A 15,817-nucleotide genomic window follows, 5' to 3' on the forward strand; every position below is an offset into this window, starting at 1 on the left:
CAAGGCGAGCGTCATCGTCGCGGCGAGGCGACACGCAGGTTCGCGTTGATCTGGCGGTGTAGGATGCGGGTCATTGCGATCTCCTCGCGGGAGGGAGTGACCAGTGGATGCCGAAGGCGGTGAGCTGCGCCTCGCTGCGCTTGATCGCGGCGAGCGAGGTGTCGCCGCCCCGACCGGCCACGAGGGCGGCCAGGATCTCACCGACGACCGGGTCCGGGGCGATGGTGTGAAAGAAGGAGGGGCTGTCCGCCGGGACCAGAATGGTCTCCCGGGCAATCGACGCGAGCGGCGAGACGAGACTGTCGGTCACGGCCACGACCGGCACGCCGGCGTCATGCGCATAGCGCGAGGTCTCGACCGTCGCCCGAGTGTAGGGGGCAACCGAAGCCACGAGGGGCACGTCCTTCGAAGACGCAGAGCGTATTGGGTCGAGTCCGGTACCGGCCCCGGTATCGAGCAGGATTGCGCGCTCGCCGAGGAAGGACATCACGTAAGCGAAGTGCGCGACGACTGGACTTGCCTCGAGAAAGTGGAGAGCTCTTTTCCTGAAGGAGGAGGGTTCCGATGGCAGACCGGAAGCAGACCTTTACCCCTGAGTTTCGTGCTGAGGCGGTGCGATTGGCGCAGACGAGTGGGCGGTCCCGCCGCGAGGTCGCCGCCGATCTCGGCGTCGGGCTCTCGACGCTGCGCAACTGGATTGACGGTCGACTTGAGCGGGAGATGGACAACCCACCGACCGACCGGCAGGAGGACATGGCCGCCGAGCTCAAGCGTCTGCGCCGCGAGAACGAGGTGCTGCACCAGGAGCGGGAGATCCTGAAGCGGGCGACGGCTTTTTTCGCCAAGGAGGGAAGTCGATGAGGTTCCGCTTCATCGACGCGGCGAAGAAGGACTTCCCGGTCGCGCGCCTGTGCAAGGTCCTCGACGTCAGTCCGAGCGGCTATTTCGCCTGGAAGAACCGCCCGGCCTCGACGCGGCAGCGCGAGGATCTCGTGCTGCTTGCCCACGTCCGATCCGCCTTCACGCTCTCGCACGAGACGTATGGCAGCCCGCGCATGACCCACGAGCTGCGCGAGCAGGGCCTGGCGCAGGCCGGGGGCGCGTGGCCCGGCTGATGCGGGAGAACGGGCTCAAAGCCCGCCAGCCGCGCCGCTTCCGGCGCACGACGGACAGCGGCCACGCCTTTCCAGTCGCGCCCAACCACCTCGACCAGGACTTCGCGGCGGCCGGGCCGGATCGCAAGTGGGGAAGCGACATCTCCTGCATCTGGACGCGGGAGGGCTGGTTGTACCTGGCGGTGGTCCTCGATCTGTTCTCCCGACGAGTCGTGGCCTGGGCGGCGGGCGACCGGCTTCACAAGGAGCTCGCGCTGACCGCGCTGCGACGTGCCCTTGTCGTCCCACAGCCCGGACCGGGTTTATTGCATCATTCCGATCGCGGCAGTCAGTACTGTTCGAACGAGTATCAGGCGGAACTACGAGGACATGGCATCGTGATCTCGATGTCCGGCAGGGGAAATTGTTATGATAACGCGATGGCCGAGACGTTCTTCAAGACGCTGAAGAGCGAGCTGGTCTGGCGCACCACGTCCCAGACGCGAGCCGAGGCCACCGTCGCGCTGGCTCATTACATCGATGGCTTCTACAATCCCCGCCGCCGTCACTCGGCGCTGGGCTACACCAGCCCTATCCAGTTCGAGAGGGGCTTCACCCACCAAACCGCTCTCCATTAAACCGGAGGAAGTCTACAACACCTCTACAGCATAATAATGAATGTTCATTCTAATGTCAATGAAAGTCCATTCACTTCCCATCTGCGCCTAAGCGACAGATCTGCTTCAATCGCCGACGACCGGCCGACTTGTGTGAGGGGGTTGCACAGATCGGCCAGCGCACCATGCGCCCTCGTCGAACCCGTGATCTTCAGGCCGTGCCAAGTGAACGGAACATCGCGATGATCATCGCGCCGGCGGCGATGACGGGGCTCGGGGGGGAATCTTCGGACTGATGGTGCTACTCGTCATCGCAGGGGTGGCGTATGACCATTCCCGGTCCGCCCGCGGACCTCCCGGGCCATCCGTCGGCCCGATCAGCTGGCCGGGGGCCATATCGGTGACGCGCTTCCAGATCTGTGTTTGGCAAAGGTACGAGAACATGCAGCCTCGGACCGACAGCGCAGCCGGCGTCTCGCTCCAGATCGTCACGTCGTAGGATTTGCCGTTGTCGGCGTTGTAGATCCGACCCTCGTACTGACGCTCCGCGTTCGGCACGAGCCCGAGGATCATCTGGTGTCCGAGTACTGGACGCTTTCGCTTCCCCACGTCCGGGTTTTCCTCGTCGAGGCGGGGCTTGGCCTTTCCGTCGTCCGATTTCCGCGCCCAGACGACGTAGCCACAGAGTTGAGCGTCCCGCGGCCCGCAGTGTTCTGTCCGCACCCGGGCGCGGCCGTCCTCGGTCAGCCACGTGCCGGTCGGGTCCGCTGCGGCAGCCCGTTCGGATCCGAAGACAGCGATCGCGACGATTGCGCCGGCAGAAAATGGGACAATCCGCATCATGGGTCCTGCTCTCTTCATTGGGACGGCGGCCTGCGCGGACGCGACTTTCTGGAGCTCGAGACTGTGCCGTGCACGGTTTCAACCCGCTGCCGGGTAAGCCGACAGCACATGTCGATAGAGTCCCCCGGGACGAAGGCGGCGGCCGATCTCGGCGGTCTGGGTAAACTTGGTCGAGCTCGCTTATGGGGCTTCAGCGATCCGGCCTGCGAGCCCGGCCTCGATCAGAGCGTGGAGCTGAGCCACGGCCGGTGTCGGGTCGTAGTCCGGTAGAAACGCCCGACTGACGACAACGCCCTTCAGCTGGGCGGCGATGGCGTCGCACAACCCCTCCGCGTCGCAGTTTGGGGAGGTGGCGATCGCCGAGAGGATGCCGACCATCCAAGCGCGGCCGAGGGTCTCACGCTCCTGAAGGATCGCGGCGATGGGCGGATTGCGCGTGGCCTCAGACCATAGCTCGACGCGCAGGATGGCGGCCTCGCGTGGGATGGTCAGATGGTAGTGCTCGATCACGCTCATTAGGGCGGCGCGCTTGTCGCCGACTCGTTCGAACCCCTCGATCCGCTCGCGACCGCGGCGGCGTTCCCGCTCGGCCATGCCGAGGAGAACTGCCTCCTTCGAGTCGAAGTAGCGATAGATGTTGGGCGCGCTCATCCGCGCCTCCCGGGCGAGGTCCTGCATGCTGGAGCGGTGGAAACCGTTGCGGACGAAGCAGGCTTCGGCGGCGTCGAGGATCTGCTCCTGCCGTACCGAGAGGACATCCGGCGCTTTGATTGCCGTTTGGGCGAACGCGTTCATGGTGCAAATGCTCATCTCAGCATCGCCGGCGCGAGGGCGGGATCGCTCGACCGCAAGCTCCGGCTCGGCGTTGCCGACGGTCGCCAGCGATGGGTATGAACAGTCGTTATCGGGTCCAGCCTCCGGCAGGCAAGCCACAGGATGCCACATCAGTCGAGCGCGTCGACGATGCGCCCGGTCCGAGGATCGACGATCAGGATGCGGTCGTTAACGATCCCGTACCGATATCCGCGGGCGGCGTAGCCATCTGGCACGTCATGGAGATCGATGCCGTCGTAGCGCAGGACAGAGCCCAGCCGGGTGTCACCCGGATAAGCGTATGACGGCTCGCCGCGCTCGCGAACGTATCGGCTGAACCGCGGCCGCTCCTCGACGCCGAGGAGGCCCCCCACCGCTCCAGTCGCGGCTCCAACGGCCCCCCCGACGATGGCGCCAAGCGGTCCCGCGATGGCGTGCCCATCGCTGGCGCCCTGCTCGGCTCCGTGCAGGAGACCCTGGGCGTGGGTCTGCGGAGACATGAGGATGGCGAGCGTGGCCGCCGATAGAAGCTTGTGCCTCATAGGTGCTCTCCCGAAAGGACCCGAGGCGGCGGTCCAACGACTTTTGCGCAGCCCCGGGACCGCTGGCCCGGCTGAGGGGGTGGGCCGTCTGCCTGAAGGCACGTCAGCGACCCGTCCATGCCGGGAGGTCAGAACCGGTAGTTCACGCCGGCCCGTACGATGGCGACATCATTGTCGAGCTTACGTCCGTCGTAGTAGAAGCGCCCGGCCGTGTCCGTACCGACGACGCCCACCGCTGCCTTGCCGAGGTTGACGTACAAACCCTCGACCTTGACCGACCAGTGCTGCGACAGGGCGTACTCGATGCCTGCGCCGGCCACATAGCCGATCTTGCCATCGTCGCACTTCTTGCCGATGCAGTATTCGCCCTTGAGATTGCCGTAGGATAGGCCCGCGGTCCCGTAGACGAGGAGGTTGTCGAACGCATAGCCGATGCGTGCGCGGCCCGTCGCGAAGTAAGTAGTCTGCTTCTCAGGGCCGACGTAGTTGAAGCCGGCCGGTACAGGACCCGAGCCTGCAAACGAGTAGCTGCTTCGGCGCTTGCCCAGGTCGAGATATTGGAGGTCGTTCTCGGCGCCGATGACGAAATTGCCGATCTGCAGGTTGTAGCCCGCCTGTCCGCCCGCAAGGAAACCGTCGCCCTTACGCTCCGAGCGGATCGCGCCGACCGCCGCGGGGGCCGATGGGAAGTAGCCGGGACGTACCGCGAGGTTATAGTCCTCGCCGACCTTCATGGCGTAACCGGCGTTCGCACCGACGTAGAAGCCGGTCCAGGTGAAGGTCGCGGGGCGGACCACAGCCATCGGTGGCAAAGGCCGGGTCGGTAGGTCGGCCGCCTGAGCCGAACCCGCCGCGACTCCCCCAAAAGCGGCCAGGGCGGCGAGCGCCCGCGAATTCAACAACATCGTCTGGATCACCTGTCTGTCTTTGAGGGTACGGCATTCGCGTGACCACGCTTCTCAGCAGTCCGAACGCCGTATCGCTCGCAGTGGCTAGTGGATGCACCTGTTGCTGCCGTGGTCCACGGTCATGCTCCTTAGATGCCGACCAGTGATAACGAACGGTCATTATCATGTCAATCCACGACACGGTTTAATCCCTGCCTCGCCGAAAAAGCTGCGTTGGGTGGCTCGAGCGCGGAGCGACGCTGTTTCAACAGATGATCGAGGTTGAGGCAGGCGGCATCACGGTGCGGATCGGCGACGGCGCCTCGCCCGCCATCATCGCGGCGGTGATCGGTGCGCTGAACGGCGGCGCGTGATCGGGCCGGCGGGCTTGGTCCGCGTCATGGTGGAGACCCGGCCGGTGGACTTCCGCAAGGGCGCGGACGGCTTGGCGGCGCTGGTGCGCGAGAGCCTGGGCGCCGACCCGTTCAGCGGGGCGGTCTACGTCTTCCGGGCGCGGCGCGCCGACCGGGTCAAGCTCGTCTACTGCGACGGCACCGGCGTGTGCCTGCTGTCGAAGCGGCTGGAGGACGGCAAGTTCTGTTGGCCGGCCATCACCGACGGGGTGGTGCGGCTGACGGCAGCGCAATTGCAGGCCCTTCTGGAAGGGCTCGATTGCGGCGCGTGCACGTGGCCCGGCCAACACGCGTTCCCGTCGCCGTGAGCTGATTCGCGAGGCCGATCACTCTGGCAAAGCCTTGTGATCCATGCTGAAATCGGTTCCGTGAGCGAACCGAGCGCGCGCCTGCCCGATGATCCCGCCGCCCTGAAGGCAATGGTGGCGGCGCGCGAGGCCGAGATCGACCGGCTGCACCAGATCATCAGGGAACTGCAGCGTCACCGCTTCGGACGGCGTGCCGAGAGCCTGCCCGTCGACCAGTTGCTCCTGGGCCTGGAGGAGGCCCTGCAGATCGAGGCTGAGGGCCTTGCCGAGACCGACGCCGCCGATGCATCGGGCCCGCGCGGCCCGCACCCGGCAGCGCCAACCGCGGCGCCTTGCCGGCCCACCTGCCGCGCATCGAACGGATGATCGACGTCGACGACCGCACCTGCCCCTGTTGCCGTGGCGACCTCCACCTCATCGGCGAGGATGTCGCCGAGCGCCTCGACATCGAGCCGGCCCAGTTCCGCGTCGTCGTCACCCGCCGGCCGAAGTATGCCTGCCGGGCGTGCGAGGACGTGATCGTGCAGGCCCCCGCGCCCGCCCGCCTCGTCGAGGGCGGGATCCCGACCGAGGCGAGCGTGGCTCACGTGCTGGTGTCCAAGTACGCCGACCACCTGCCGCTCTACCGGCAGGCGCAGATCTACGCCCGGCAGGGCGTGAACCTCGACCGTTCGACGCTGGCCGACTGGATGGGCAAGGCGGCCTTCCTACTATGGCCAGCCCACGCGCGGCTGTTCGATCGGCTGAAGGCGTCGGACCGGCTGTTTGCCGACGAGACCACGGCACCGGTGCTTGATCCGGGCCGCGGGCAGACCAAGACCGGCCAGCTGTTCGCCTACGCCCGCGACGAACGGCGCTGGGGCGGCCCCGATCCGCCCGGCGTGGCCTACCTCTACGCGCCCGACCGCAAGGCCGAACACCCGATCCGTCACCTGGTCGGCTTCGAGGGCACGCTGCAGGTCGATGGCTACGCGGGCTACAAGGTCCTGGCTGCGCGCAAGGCTGTGAGCTTGGCCTTCTGCTGGGCGCACGTGCGCCGCCGGTTCTACGAACTGGCCAAGGCTGGCCCGGCACCGATCGCGACCGAGGTGCTCGCCCGCATCGCCGAACTCTATCGGATCGAGGGCGAGATCCGCGGGCGCTCCCCCGACGAGCGGAGGGCCCTGCGTCAGGACCGCAGCCGGCCGGTCGTGGCGGCGCTGGAGCCGTGGCTCACCACCAAGCTTGGGCTGATCAGCCAGAAGAGCAAGCTCGCCGAGGCGATCCGCTACGCGCTGAGTCGCTGGGCCGGCCTGTCTCTCTTCCTCGACGACGGCCGCGTCGAGATCGACAACAACACGGTCGAGCGGGCGATCCGGCCGTTGGCCCTGATACGGAAGAACGCGCTGTTTGCCGGCTCGGATGGTGGGGCCGGGCATTGGGCGGTCGTCGCCTCGCTGGTCGAGACTTGCAAGCTGAACGGAGTCGAGCCGCAGGCCTACCTGACCGACGTCATCACCCGCATCGTCACCGGACACCCGCAGAACAACATCGACGACCTGCTGCCCGGGGCCTACGCCCCACAGGCCCTCAAAGCCGTGGCCTGAGAACGACGCTTACGAAGAACCAGTGCTTTCCATCGTACCAGCGAGCACGCCTTGGGTGACTTGGTTCCGGTCCGCGAACTCCCATACGGGCCCCCAGCCCACGGCTGCAGCAGAGGCCGGACAGATTGCAGCAACCGACATCGTGCCTACCCACCAAAAGCCACTTGCGTTCCAGGGGGCGTCCAAAGATGGTTAGCAGACCGTCTGCTCAGGATTGCACGCAGACGGTTCACATCTCATTCTGATTGATCTGCGTGAAATTCTCTCGATTGTGGGCTCGACGGATGGATTGTTGCTGCGCATCATGGGGGCGTCCTCCCGAGGACACCCATTGGCCCGATCCAATTGCCCCCCTGCCTGAGGGTCGGGTCGATGGACTGAAATCAGTTGGAGCCAATTGCGGCTGGTACCAAGCGCAGCAGCGTATGTTGACGCGGTGCAGCGAGGTGCTCATACGCGCTGCACCCTTCTCGGGTATTTCCTCCCTAGACTTCGAGCCGCTCCTTCGGGAGTGGCCTTTTTCTATCAGAGGTCCAAGCCTGATCCTGGCCCAGCTGTTCCGCAGTCCTGCATCGTCCTCAGGCTGCCCGTACTGTTGCGAGGAAACAGGCGACCTCAGCGCCGAGATGCTCGGATTGGCGTGAAAGCTCCGAGGCTGCAGACAGTACTTGGGTAGCGGCCGCGCCCGTCTCCTCCGACGCCTGTGCCACGCCAACGATGTTGCTGGTCACCTCACCGGCACCCATAGCCGCCTGGCTGACGTTGCGCACGATCTCCTGCGTGGCCGCGCCCTGCTGCTCGACCGCTGCAGCGATGCTGGTGGCGACGGAGTCGATCTCCCGGATCTGGCCAGTGATGTTGCCGATGGCCGTAATGGCCTGATGGGTGACGCCCTGCACCTCACCGATTTGTCGGGCAATCTCATCGGTGGCCTTGGCGGTCTGTTCGGCCAGCGCCTTTACCTCCGAAGCAACCACCGCGAAGCCGCGCCCGGCCGCACCAGCGCGAGCGGCCTCGATCGTGGCGTTCAACGCCAGCAGATTGGTTTGGCCCGCGATGCCCGAGATCATCCCGACCATATCGCCGATCCGAGCCGAGGTCTGGCTGAGGGCTTGGACGAGGGTTGCCGTCTGATCCGCCGTCAGCACGGCCTGCTGTGCCAGGCGCGCCGAGCCGCTGACTTGCCGGCCGATCTCCTGAACCGAGCTCCCAAGTTCCTCGGCGGCTGCCGCCACGGTGTTGACGTTCGAGGCGGCCTCTTCCGCCGCGGCCGCTACCGTGGTCGACTGGCTGGCTGTTTCGGTCGCAGTGGCAGTCATGGTGCTGGCGGTCGCCTGGAGCTGGGTCGCCGACGACGACACAGTGCTGATGATGCCGCCGACCGCCCGCTCGAAGCCGTCCGCTAACTCGACCATCGTGCGCCGCCGCTCGGCCGCGGCTGCGGCATCGGCGCGGCGGTTGATTTCGGCCTCCTCGGCAGCCTTTCGGGCCACCATGGCCTTGATGCCTTCGACCGCTCGGCCGACCGTGCCGATCTCGTCGCCCCGCACGGCCTCCTTGATCTCCGAGTCGATCTCGCCCTGTGCCATGCGCTGCAGCACGGCGACTAGAGCTGCGCCCGAGCGTGTTGGGACGGCTCGGGCTCTGAGACGTTGAGGGGTGAAGGAGGATGCCGATGCCTTCACCGTTGTCCGTCGATCTACGCCAGCGTGTCGTCTCCGCCGTTTCGGAGGGGGCCTCCTGTCATCAGGCGGCAACCCGGTTCGGTGTCAGCGTGTCCAGTGCCAGTCGCTGGTCGGAACAGTTCCGCCAGTATGGGCGGCTCACGCCCAAGCCGTCGGGTGGCGATCATGCCTCGCACCGGATTGAGGCGCAGGCCGAACTGATCCTGACGACCTACGAGGCGCGGTCGGCGATCTTCCTGCACGAGTTGCGCGACGCCTTGGCCGAGCGCGGCGTGCAGACCAGCACGAGCAGCTTGTCCCGCTTCTTCGCCCGGCACGGCATCACCCGTAAAAAGGGGCGATCCACGCTGCCGAGCAGGCGCGCGAGGACGTAAGGGCCGCTCGCGAGGCTTGGTTCGAGAACCAGGACGCCCTCGATCCCGACAGGCTGGTCTTCCTCGACGAGACGGCTGCGGCCACCAACATGGCGCGCCGCTACGGTCGAGCCCCGCGCGGTGAGCGCTGTCGCCTCGCCGTCCCGCACGGACACTACAAGACCACCACCATCACCGCCGCCCTGCGCAGCGATGGGCTGTGTGCCACCACCCTGTTCGACGGCGCCACCAACGGCGCACGCTTCCGGGCCTACATCACCGACACGCTCGTGCCCGTGCTCAGGCCCGGCGATACCGTCATCCTCGACAACCTGCAGGCCCACAAGGTGACGCGTGTGCGCGAGGCCATCGAGGCTGCCGGGGCGAGTTTGCTCTACCTTCCGCCCTACAGCCCGGACTTCAATCCAATCGAGCAGATCTTCGCCAAGTTGAAGGGCCTGCTCCGAACCTCGGCGGCCCGCACTGTCCCAGACCTCTGGCACACCATCCGGCAGGCCTTCGCTCGCTTCACAGCCGACGAATGCCGCAACTGCATCGCTGCCGCCGGTTACGATACCGACTTGGCCGTTGCTACCTGAGCGGGCACGGCTCTAGGTTGGCGAGCGGACTGGTGATGCCCTGGATGACGATCGCGCCGAGCAGGCCGAACGCGACCAGCAGACCAATGACCGAACCGAGCGTCAGCGTCAGGCGCGCGGTCTCGGCCGTCTCGGCCGCCTGGGCCTTTGCGGCCTCCAGATCCCGAACGTTGGATTCGACCCGCTTATTCATCGCGTCGGCGATCTTTATCCGTGCGGGACGGACCTCGTTGTTGGACACCTTGGCTGCTGCCTCGCTCTCGTTTTTGAGCCCGAGCCCGACGGAGCGCTCGGCAAGAGTGAAGAAATCGAGCAGACTCACTTTGATGCCCGCGTTGGTCGTCCGGCGCGTCTCGGTATCGGCCAAGGCGATGAGCCGATCGATGACCGTAAGGGCACGCCTCTTGCTTGTTTTGAACAACGCGAGATGCTCTGCCATCATAGCTGGATCCGTCTCGATGATGATGTTTTTCTCCTGGATTACCGCCTCATCGACAGCAACCTCCAGCTGCAACGCGCCGATTGCCCGCATCGCCTGTACATCGACCATCTGGCGCGTGTTCCCTTCAAGCGTAGTCAGATTGGCGCGCGCGATGAGCACAACACTCCCGGCCACGATCGCTAAGATCAAGGCCGGTATGGCTAGTTTGACGATAATTCGGAAATTGCGGAACAATGACATGCTCTGAGCCTAGTTGAGGTCCCAGGCCGCGATCCGAGGCCTTGTAGGAAACGGCAGAAAATTCATCTCTTTTGGTTAAAAATTTACTAACACCGATTTGTTTCGACTGAAACCAGAATATTTGACGATCTGAGATTTTCCGATGACAGTTCTTAATGGCGCACTCGATGACACTAAAACAATGTTCATTTCTAAGAATAGAACCGGTGCATTTGGGCAAAAATTTTTGTCGACAGCAAGCTGCCTGTTTGAAGTTGGGCGTTACCCCCTCCCGGGCATCGAGCACCCGCCGCATCGACGTCCCGATCGACCTTGAGACGCCGACCGCCGCCGAGATCGATCTCGGTTACACCGGTCTTGTGCCGCGCGCGACGGGACTGGGCCGCAGCACCCGCATCATCCGACCGCAGCGCCGGAACCACCGACGACGGTTCCGGAGTGATGGCCACGGGCACGAACACCGAAGCCTGCTCGCCCCGACGGCGCGGAGTACGCCATGATGATGGGCGACGATCGCACGCAGGGCGACGCTGAGGTTACGCAGCAGGTGAAAACGATCGAGGACATGCTGGGCTTGCGGCGCGCCCGCGCGGGCGCCCTCGGCGAAGACGTCGGCGCGGTCGCGAGCGATGACCTCGATGCCCGGATGGGCGCGCAGCCAAGCGGCGACGCTCCCGGCGTCACGGTCGGGCAGGAGATCGAGGACGGTGTGACGTTCGAGGTCGACGACCATGGTGCCGTAGCTGCGCCCGCGCCGCCAGGCCCATTCGTCGATGCCGACGACGCGCGGCTCGGACTTTGTCGGCAGAGGCGCCGCACGCACGAGGCGCACGAGGGTATCGGCACTCACCGGCATCGCGAGACGCTGCGCCATACGGGCGGCAGGCGCACCGCCGAGGGCGAGACCGAGATGGCGCTGGAGCACGCTCAGCCGCTCGGACCGGCGGGCATGAGCGACGGCGACGTCACCGACACTCTCGCTGAATGTCTGCCGCGGGCAGGCTGGGTTCGCACAGCGGAAGCGTCGCAGCCGGAGGCGCAGGCGGACGGACCGGCCCTGCCAAGGCAAATCGGCGAGGGTGCGCTCGCAGTGACCGTGCTTGCGGCCCGCCGACGATCGACAGGTGGGACAGCACGTCGGGCCCGGACGGGGTACGACGCGCACGACGAGCGGATCGGTCGCCGGCTCGATGCCGACGACATTCAAGCCATCGGGCAGGATACGGCGGGGCATGGCCTCCTCCGGAAAGCCGATCTCCAGAGATGGGGCAGGTCACGCCGGCAGGCACACTTCGCCACACGAAGTGCGGAAGAACCTGAAAAATCCCCAGTTCTGCGCGCGTCCGCAGGGTCGCGGGGGTTGATCTGGGCATCCGGGCGTCGTCACCTCGCCGATGATCGAACCTCGTGAGCGCACGAGGAGTGTCGGCGGTGATCCAGCTCGGAGAACTCGTCATGATCCTGGACCTGCACCGCCTGGACCTGTCCGTCACGGCCATCGCTCGCCAGCTCAGCCTCGACCGCAAGACGGTACGTCGGTACATCGCCCGCGGCCTCAAACCCCTGGCCTACACACCACGCCCGCCCCGCGAACGTCGCCTCGACCCCTTCACCGCCTACCTGCGCGAGCGCGTCGCCGCCTATCCCGCACTGACCGGCTCGCGTCTATGGCACAGGCTCCGCGCCATCTCGATCCCGAACTCGGCGAGCCGGCCGCGGATCATGTTCACCAACTGCGTGCGTTGCTTGACCAGCAGGTCGCGCGTCCGGTGCAGAGCCAGCGCCGCCTGCTGATCGGTCGACTTCACCGGCACGAACCGCATGCTCGGGTGCGTCACCGCCTCACAGATGGCTGCGGCGTCGTTCGCATCGGTCTTGCCACGCTTGACGTACGCTTCACGTAAGCCGGCGGCGTCAGCCGCACGTCGTGGCCGAGGCTCATGAGCTCCCGGGCCCAGTGGTGCGCCGTGCCGCACGCCTCCATGCCGACCAGGCATCGCGGCAGCTTGGCGAAGAACGGCACGACCTGCGCCCGCCTCAAGGCCTTGCGCACGACGACGTGCTCAGCCGCGTCGACGGCGTGAACCTGAAAGATGCTTTTGGCCAGATCGATGCCGACGGTGGTGATCTCCATGGGGATGGCTCCTGCATGAGCGTGGCTGCTGCTTTGACAGCAGCCACATCTTGGCATCGAGATGCCGTCAGTCGGAGCGGGAGCCATCCACCCCATCTGCTCTTTCGGAACCAAGATCGGAGGAAGCCGCCGCTCGCCGCATGCAGATCCCCAAACCAAAAGCGGCAGTGCTCCTGGGGAGCTTGATCAGTCGGCGATCATGCTGTACCGATTGGTACATCATGATCCTGAAAGGTGATCCCGATGTGCGGGCTCTGGCTTCCCTCGTTCAGCGAAGAGCCCGCGATCCAAAAGGTGCAGCTTGTGGAAGACGGCTGGAGCAGCGCGATGCGACCAAGGTCGCGCCGGCGTATACGTCTGACACGCGCGGGCGGAACCGTGTTGAATTCGCGATCAATCGGGAAGGGCGCAAGCTTTTCTTACATGCAAGAGGATCAAGTAGGACGAATACTGAATGATCAAGGGGTTAAGATCCTTTTCTGGCGGCCGTATTGCTGCGTGCTACGCATATGAATATCTTGACGACGGCGGACACTAGTCCGATTTTACGGAAATTAGTACTGGGGATTCGCTGAGGAAGGATTGATGGCCCACTGCTATGCCAGCATCAATGAGATGCCGATCAATGAGACGGAGCGGAAATTCCGTTGGTCTCTTGGCCACAGACTCAACGATCACCCCTCGCTCAGCGACCTCGGCCTGTGAGCGCTAAGCGCGTCCAGACCGGGCGTTCCGGTACCGTCCCGGCACTAGCGGAAGCGTTCCGCGAGCACGGGTTCGAGGGCGCGAGCTTGTCGGTCTTGTCGAAGGCGACCGGCCTCGGCAAGGGCAGCCTCTACAACTTCTTTCCGGGTGGGAAGGAAGAGATGATGGAGGCGGCTCTTGCCGACGTAGACGCTTGGTTTGAAAAGGTAATCTTCTCGACGTTAGAGCATGCAAATGACCCAACGACAGCCATTACGTCTATGATCGAAGACGTTACCCGATATTTCCGATCCGGCAGAAGAGTATGCCTAGTCGGCTGCATTGGTTTGAATGCCTCTGGAGCCATTTTTGCGGATCGAATAAAAAACTATTTTGCGCGCTGGATATTTTCTCTTGCTCAGTGTTTAGAATCGGGTGGTGTTTCCAAATCACAAGCCTCGCAACTTGCGGAGGAGGTGATTTCTGGAATACAAGGCGCGATTGTGCTGGCGCGAGCCTTGGAAGACGACGCCGTCTTTCTCCGGGTTGTTCATCGACAGCATTCGAAATTAGTCGAAGCAATAAATAACCATAGCGCAGACTGACAAGAAACATTATAGACGCCGTGCTTTAAAATATACCCCGGCCTCAGGGAAACAAGGAGGCGACAAAGCTGCTTGCACCCGAATGTCCTGTGTGGACGCACCATCGGATTCAAGGGGGTGTTTGAGAGATCTGTGCGCGCAGGTTCAGGTGCTTCCGTGTGTCCGGCCTGTTGATGCAGCCATTCTCACGGCTGCTGGCCTGTATGGAGAATGAAAATCGGGTCCAAATCGCTTTTGCGCGCTCGAGGCGCCTGGACATTCACTGGTTTTCCCGACCCCGTCTTCTGACCGTTGCGCCTTACCTCATGACTGACCTTCCCTGCCTCCCTGACGCTTCAGGCCGTGGCGATCACGCCGTGGCCGGAGCTCTGTAGGAGCCGCCATGGGCCACCAAAGCCCAGACGATCCTCGGCATCTTTCTCGCCAGGGCGACAGTGATTAACATGCGCGGCTTGCGCGACAGCATGCTGGCCAACCATGCCCCAGCTTTATCGGGACACGCGCCGCGACCTTGGTCGCAGAGCTCGCGCCCAGGATCAGCAACCGTCGCAAGCTGCGCTTGGACTTCCTCCGGTTTAATGGAGAGCGGTTTGGTGGGTGAAGCCCCTCTCGAACTGGATAGGGCTGGTGTAGCCCAGCGCCGAGTGACGGCGGCGGGGATTGTAGAAGCCATCGATGTAATGGGCCAGCGCGACGGTGGCCTCGGCTCGCGTCTGGGACGTGGTGCGCCAGACCAGCTCGCTCTTCAGCGTCTTGAAGAACGTCTCGGCCATCGCGTTATCATAACAATTTCCCCTGCCGGACATCGAGATCACGATGCCATGTCCTCGTAGTTCCGCCTGATACTCATTCGAACAGTACTGACTGCCGCGGTCGGAATGATGGAGCAGATCTGATCCGGGCCGCCGGACGACGAGGGCTCGTCGCAGAGCGGTCAGCGCGAGTTCCTTGTGAAGACGGTCGCCCGCCGCCCAGCCCACGACCCGTCGAGAGTACAGGTCGAGGACCACCGCCAGGTACAGCCAACCCTCCAGCGTCCAGATGTAGGAGATGTCGCTTCCCCACTTGCGATCCGGCCCGGCCGCCGTGAAGTCCTGGTCGAGGTGGTTGGGCGCGATCGGGAAGGCGTGGCCGCTGTCCGTCGTGCCCCGGCGCTGATCTCATCCGGTCGAGCCCGAAAGATGCCGGGGGCGACAACCCGGCGCGCGTTGCAACGACAACCCGGGAATGGGTATTAGATACCCATGGCCGACAAATCTCATCTCAGGACAGTTTCGGACCGGTCGGCTAACGAGCGGCCATTTTCGGCCGCCTCGATCGCAGAATTGGATCGCGTGACCTTGTCCCAGGAGGTCGAGGGCGACGAGGGCGAGAAGATCCCAGCAGGGTCTACGGGCACGGTCGTCGGGATCTGGGCCGGAGGCGCGGCCTTCGAAGTCGAATTCGCCCAACCGTTATCTGCTCTTGCGACCGTGAAGGCGGATGCCATCGCATCCCATCAGCCGCGCTGATCCATGATCGATTTCGTATCGTGGCCAAAGGGTTTCCACGTTGAAGTTCGGAAGTTGACCGATTATCTGCTCAACCCGGCCTCCGACGATGGCGCATCGAAGGGCAGGTATCTAGCGAGCTATGGCTTCGATACTGATTTAGTACATAGGCTCGCGGGTGCTCTTCTGCGGCACGCTGATCTATCCAACTTCGCAGGGATCAAGGTGACACCCTACGGGCTCAAATTCATGTTTGACGGATCGATGCCTGCTCCGAACGGACAAGACGCAACCGTGCTCACAGTCTGGCAGGTGGATGCAGGCGGGGACGGAACGGCGCGGTTCATCACCACAAGGCCGAGCCGGCGACGCCGCGCCCCTTAGAGTAGCATCCGAGCGTGATGAAACGGCTGGCGCGGTGAAGGGTTGGTCGGCGAAGGAGAGCGCCGATGTCCTCAGCCCTGTCCGTCGATCTGCGTCAG

The 15,817-nt window shown here is 64.5% G+C and carries 12 protein-coding genes and 8 pseudogenes; 9 read left to right on the top strand and 11 right to left on the bottom strand.

Translation table 11 applies throughout. From position 1 onward, the window contains the following. Positions 1-70: 70 nt before the first annotated feature. A complete protein-coding gene (locus ACQKQD_RS33470) occupies positions 71-487 on the bottom strand; it encodes a MurR/RpiR family transcriptional regulator (RefSeq protein ID WP_427510906.1) in 417 nt (138 codons plus the stop codon). Between the two features lie 77 nt (positions 488-564). Between ACQKQD_RS33470 and ACQKQD_RS33475 the strand changes: the two are divergent. Beyond that, positions 565-1,732, top strand: a pseudogene (locus ACQKQD_RS33475) (IS3 family transposase). Between the two features lie 225 nt (positions 1,733-1,957). Here the strand turns inward: ACQKQD_RS33475 and ACQKQD_RS33480 are convergent. From ACQKQD_RS33480 to ACQKQD_RS33495, 4 genes are all read right to left on the bottom strand, one after another. Further along, the gene (locus ACQKQD_RS33480; protein WP_427510907.1) at positions 1,958-2,554 is read right to left on the bottom strand and encodes a DUF2147 domain-containing protein; all 597 of its coding nucleotides are present in this window, start codon (positions 2,552-2,554) and stop codon (positions 1,958-1,960) included. A gap of 180 nt (positions 2,555-2,734) precedes the next feature. Further along, a complete protein-coding gene (locus tag ACQKQD_RS33485; RefSeq protein WP_427510908.1) occupies positions 2,735-3,349 on the bottom strand; it encodes a TetR/AcrR family transcriptional regulator in 615 nt (204 codons plus the stop codon). Between the two features lie 149 nt (positions 3,350-3,498). Continuing rightward, on the bottom strand, positions 3,499-3,909 hold the full coding sequence (locus ACQKQD_RS33490) for a DUF1236 domain-containing protein (RefSeq protein ID WP_427510909.1): 411 nt from the start codon (positions 3,907-3,909) through the stop codon (positions 3,499-3,501). Between the two features lie 128 nt (positions 3,910-4,037). Further along, on the bottom strand, positions 4,038-4,826 hold the full coding sequence (locus ACQKQD_RS33495; RefSeq protein ID WP_427510910.1) for an outer membrane protein: 789 nt from the start codon (positions 4,824-4,826) through the stop codon (positions 4,038-4,040). Positions 4,827-5,166: 340 nt separating this feature from the next. Here ACQKQD_RS33495 and tnpB point away from each other — a divergent pair, with 340 nt between their 5' ends. Both tnpB and tnpC read left to right on the top strand, forming a co-directional pair. Beyond that, positions 5,167-5,517: an IS66 family insertion sequence element accessory protein TnpB gene (gene tnpB / locus ACQKQD_RS33500; protein ID WP_427510911.1), complete on the top strand. Its 351-nt coding sequence runs from the start codon at positions 5,167-5,169 to the stop codon at positions 5,515-5,517. A gap of 111 nt (positions 5,518-5,628) precedes the next feature. Next, positions 5,629-7,103: pseudogene (gene tnpC / locus ACQKQD_RS33505) on the top strand (IS66 family transposase). Between the two features lie 578 nt (positions 7,104-7,681). Here the strand turns inward: tnpC and ACQKQD_RS33510 are convergent. Beyond that, positions 7,682-8,713: pseudogene (locus ACQKQD_RS33510) on the bottom strand (methyl-accepting chemotaxis protein); the annotation flags it as partial. 65 nt (positions 8,714-8,778) lie between these two features. Between ACQKQD_RS33510 and ACQKQD_RS33515 the strand changes: the two are divergent. Next, positions 8,779-9,740 (top strand): IS630 family transposase gene (locus ACQKQD_RS33515; RefSeq protein WP_427510912.1). Its coding sequence is split into 2 segments (ribosomal slippage): positions 8,779-9,130 and positions 9,130-9,740, totalling 963 coding nucleotides; the frame shifts between segments, so codons are not numbered across the junction. On the opposite strand, the gene ACQKQD_RS33520 is transcribed toward ACQKQD_RS33515, so the two are convergent. Next, complete coding sequence (locus tag ACQKQD_RS33520) at positions 9,733-10,422, bottom strand: MCP four helix bundle domain-containing protein (protein ID WP_427510913.1); 690 nt, start codon at positions 10,420-10,422, stop codon at positions 9,733-9,735. The genes ACQKQD_RS33515 and ACQKQD_RS33520 overlap by 8 nt on opposite strands. Positions 10,423-10,768: 346 nt before the next feature. Beyond that, positions 10,769-11,656 (bottom strand): ISL3 family transposase, encoded by an 888-nt coding sequence (locus ACQKQD_RS33525; RefSeq protein WP_427510914.1) that lies wholly within the window; start codon positions 11,654-11,656, stop codon positions 10,769-10,771. Between the two features lie 197 nt (positions 11,657-11,853). On the opposite strand from ACQKQD_RS33525, the pseudogene ACQKQD_RS33530 reads away from it, so the two are divergent. Continuing rightward, positions 11,854-12,105 (top strand): annotated as a pseudogene (locus tag ACQKQD_RS33530) (helix-turn-helix domain-containing protein); the annotation flags it as partial. Here the strand turns inward: ACQKQD_RS33530 and ACQKQD_RS33535 are convergent. After that, a pseudogene (locus tag ACQKQD_RS33535) lies at positions 12,093-12,556 on the bottom strand (IS110 family transposase); the annotation flags it as partial. The pseudogenes ACQKQD_RS33530 and ACQKQD_RS33535 sit on opposite strands and share 13 nt — an antisense overlap. A gap of 573 nt (positions 12,557-13,129) precedes the next feature. On the opposite strand from ACQKQD_RS33535, the pseudogene ACQKQD_RS33540 reads away from it, so the two are divergent. Continuing rightward, positions 13,130-13,261 (top strand): annotated as a pseudogene (locus ACQKQD_RS33540) (DUF1348 domain-containing protein); the annotation flags it as partial. After that, positions 13,258-13,845, top strand: coding sequence for a TetR/AcrR family transcriptional regulator (locus tag ACQKQD_RS33545; RefSeq protein WP_427510915.1), 588 nt, complete (start codon positions 13,258-13,260; stop codon positions 13,843-13,845). The pseudogene ACQKQD_RS33540 and the gene ACQKQD_RS33545, both read left to right, overlap by 4 nt. A 349-nt stretch (positions 13,846-14,194) precedes the next feature. Here ACQKQD_RS33545 and ACQKQD_RS33550 read toward each other — a convergent pair. Continuing rightward, positions 14,195-14,415: pseudogene (locus tag ACQKQD_RS33550) on the bottom strand (IS110 family transposase); the annotation flags it as partial. Between the two features lie 5 nt (positions 14,416-14,420). Next, positions 14,421-14,990: pseudogene (locus ACQKQD_RS33555) on the bottom strand (IS3 family transposase); the annotation flags it as partial. A 99-nt stretch (positions 14,991-15,089) separates the two neighbouring features. Between ACQKQD_RS33555 and ACQKQD_RS33560 the strand changes: the two are divergent. Then, entirely contained in the window at positions 15,090-15,356 is a 267-nt protein-coding gene (locus ACQKQD_RS33560) for a DUF4926 domain-containing protein (RefSeq protein WP_427510916.1), read from the top strand. A 3-nt stretch (positions 15,357-15,359) separates the two neighbouring features. Further along, positions 15,360-15,719, top strand: coding sequence for a DUF6883 domain-containing protein (locus tag ACQKQD_RS33565; RefSeq protein ID WP_427510917.1), 360 nt, complete (start codon positions 15,360-15,362; stop codon positions 15,717-15,719). Positions 15,720-15,817: the final 98 nt, after the last annotated feature.

The sequence above is a fragment of the Methylobacterium sp. NPDC080182 genome (assembly GCF_050281105.1).
GTDB lineage: Bacteria > Pseudomonadota > Alphaproteobacteria > Rhizobiales > Beijerinckiaceae > Methylobacterium.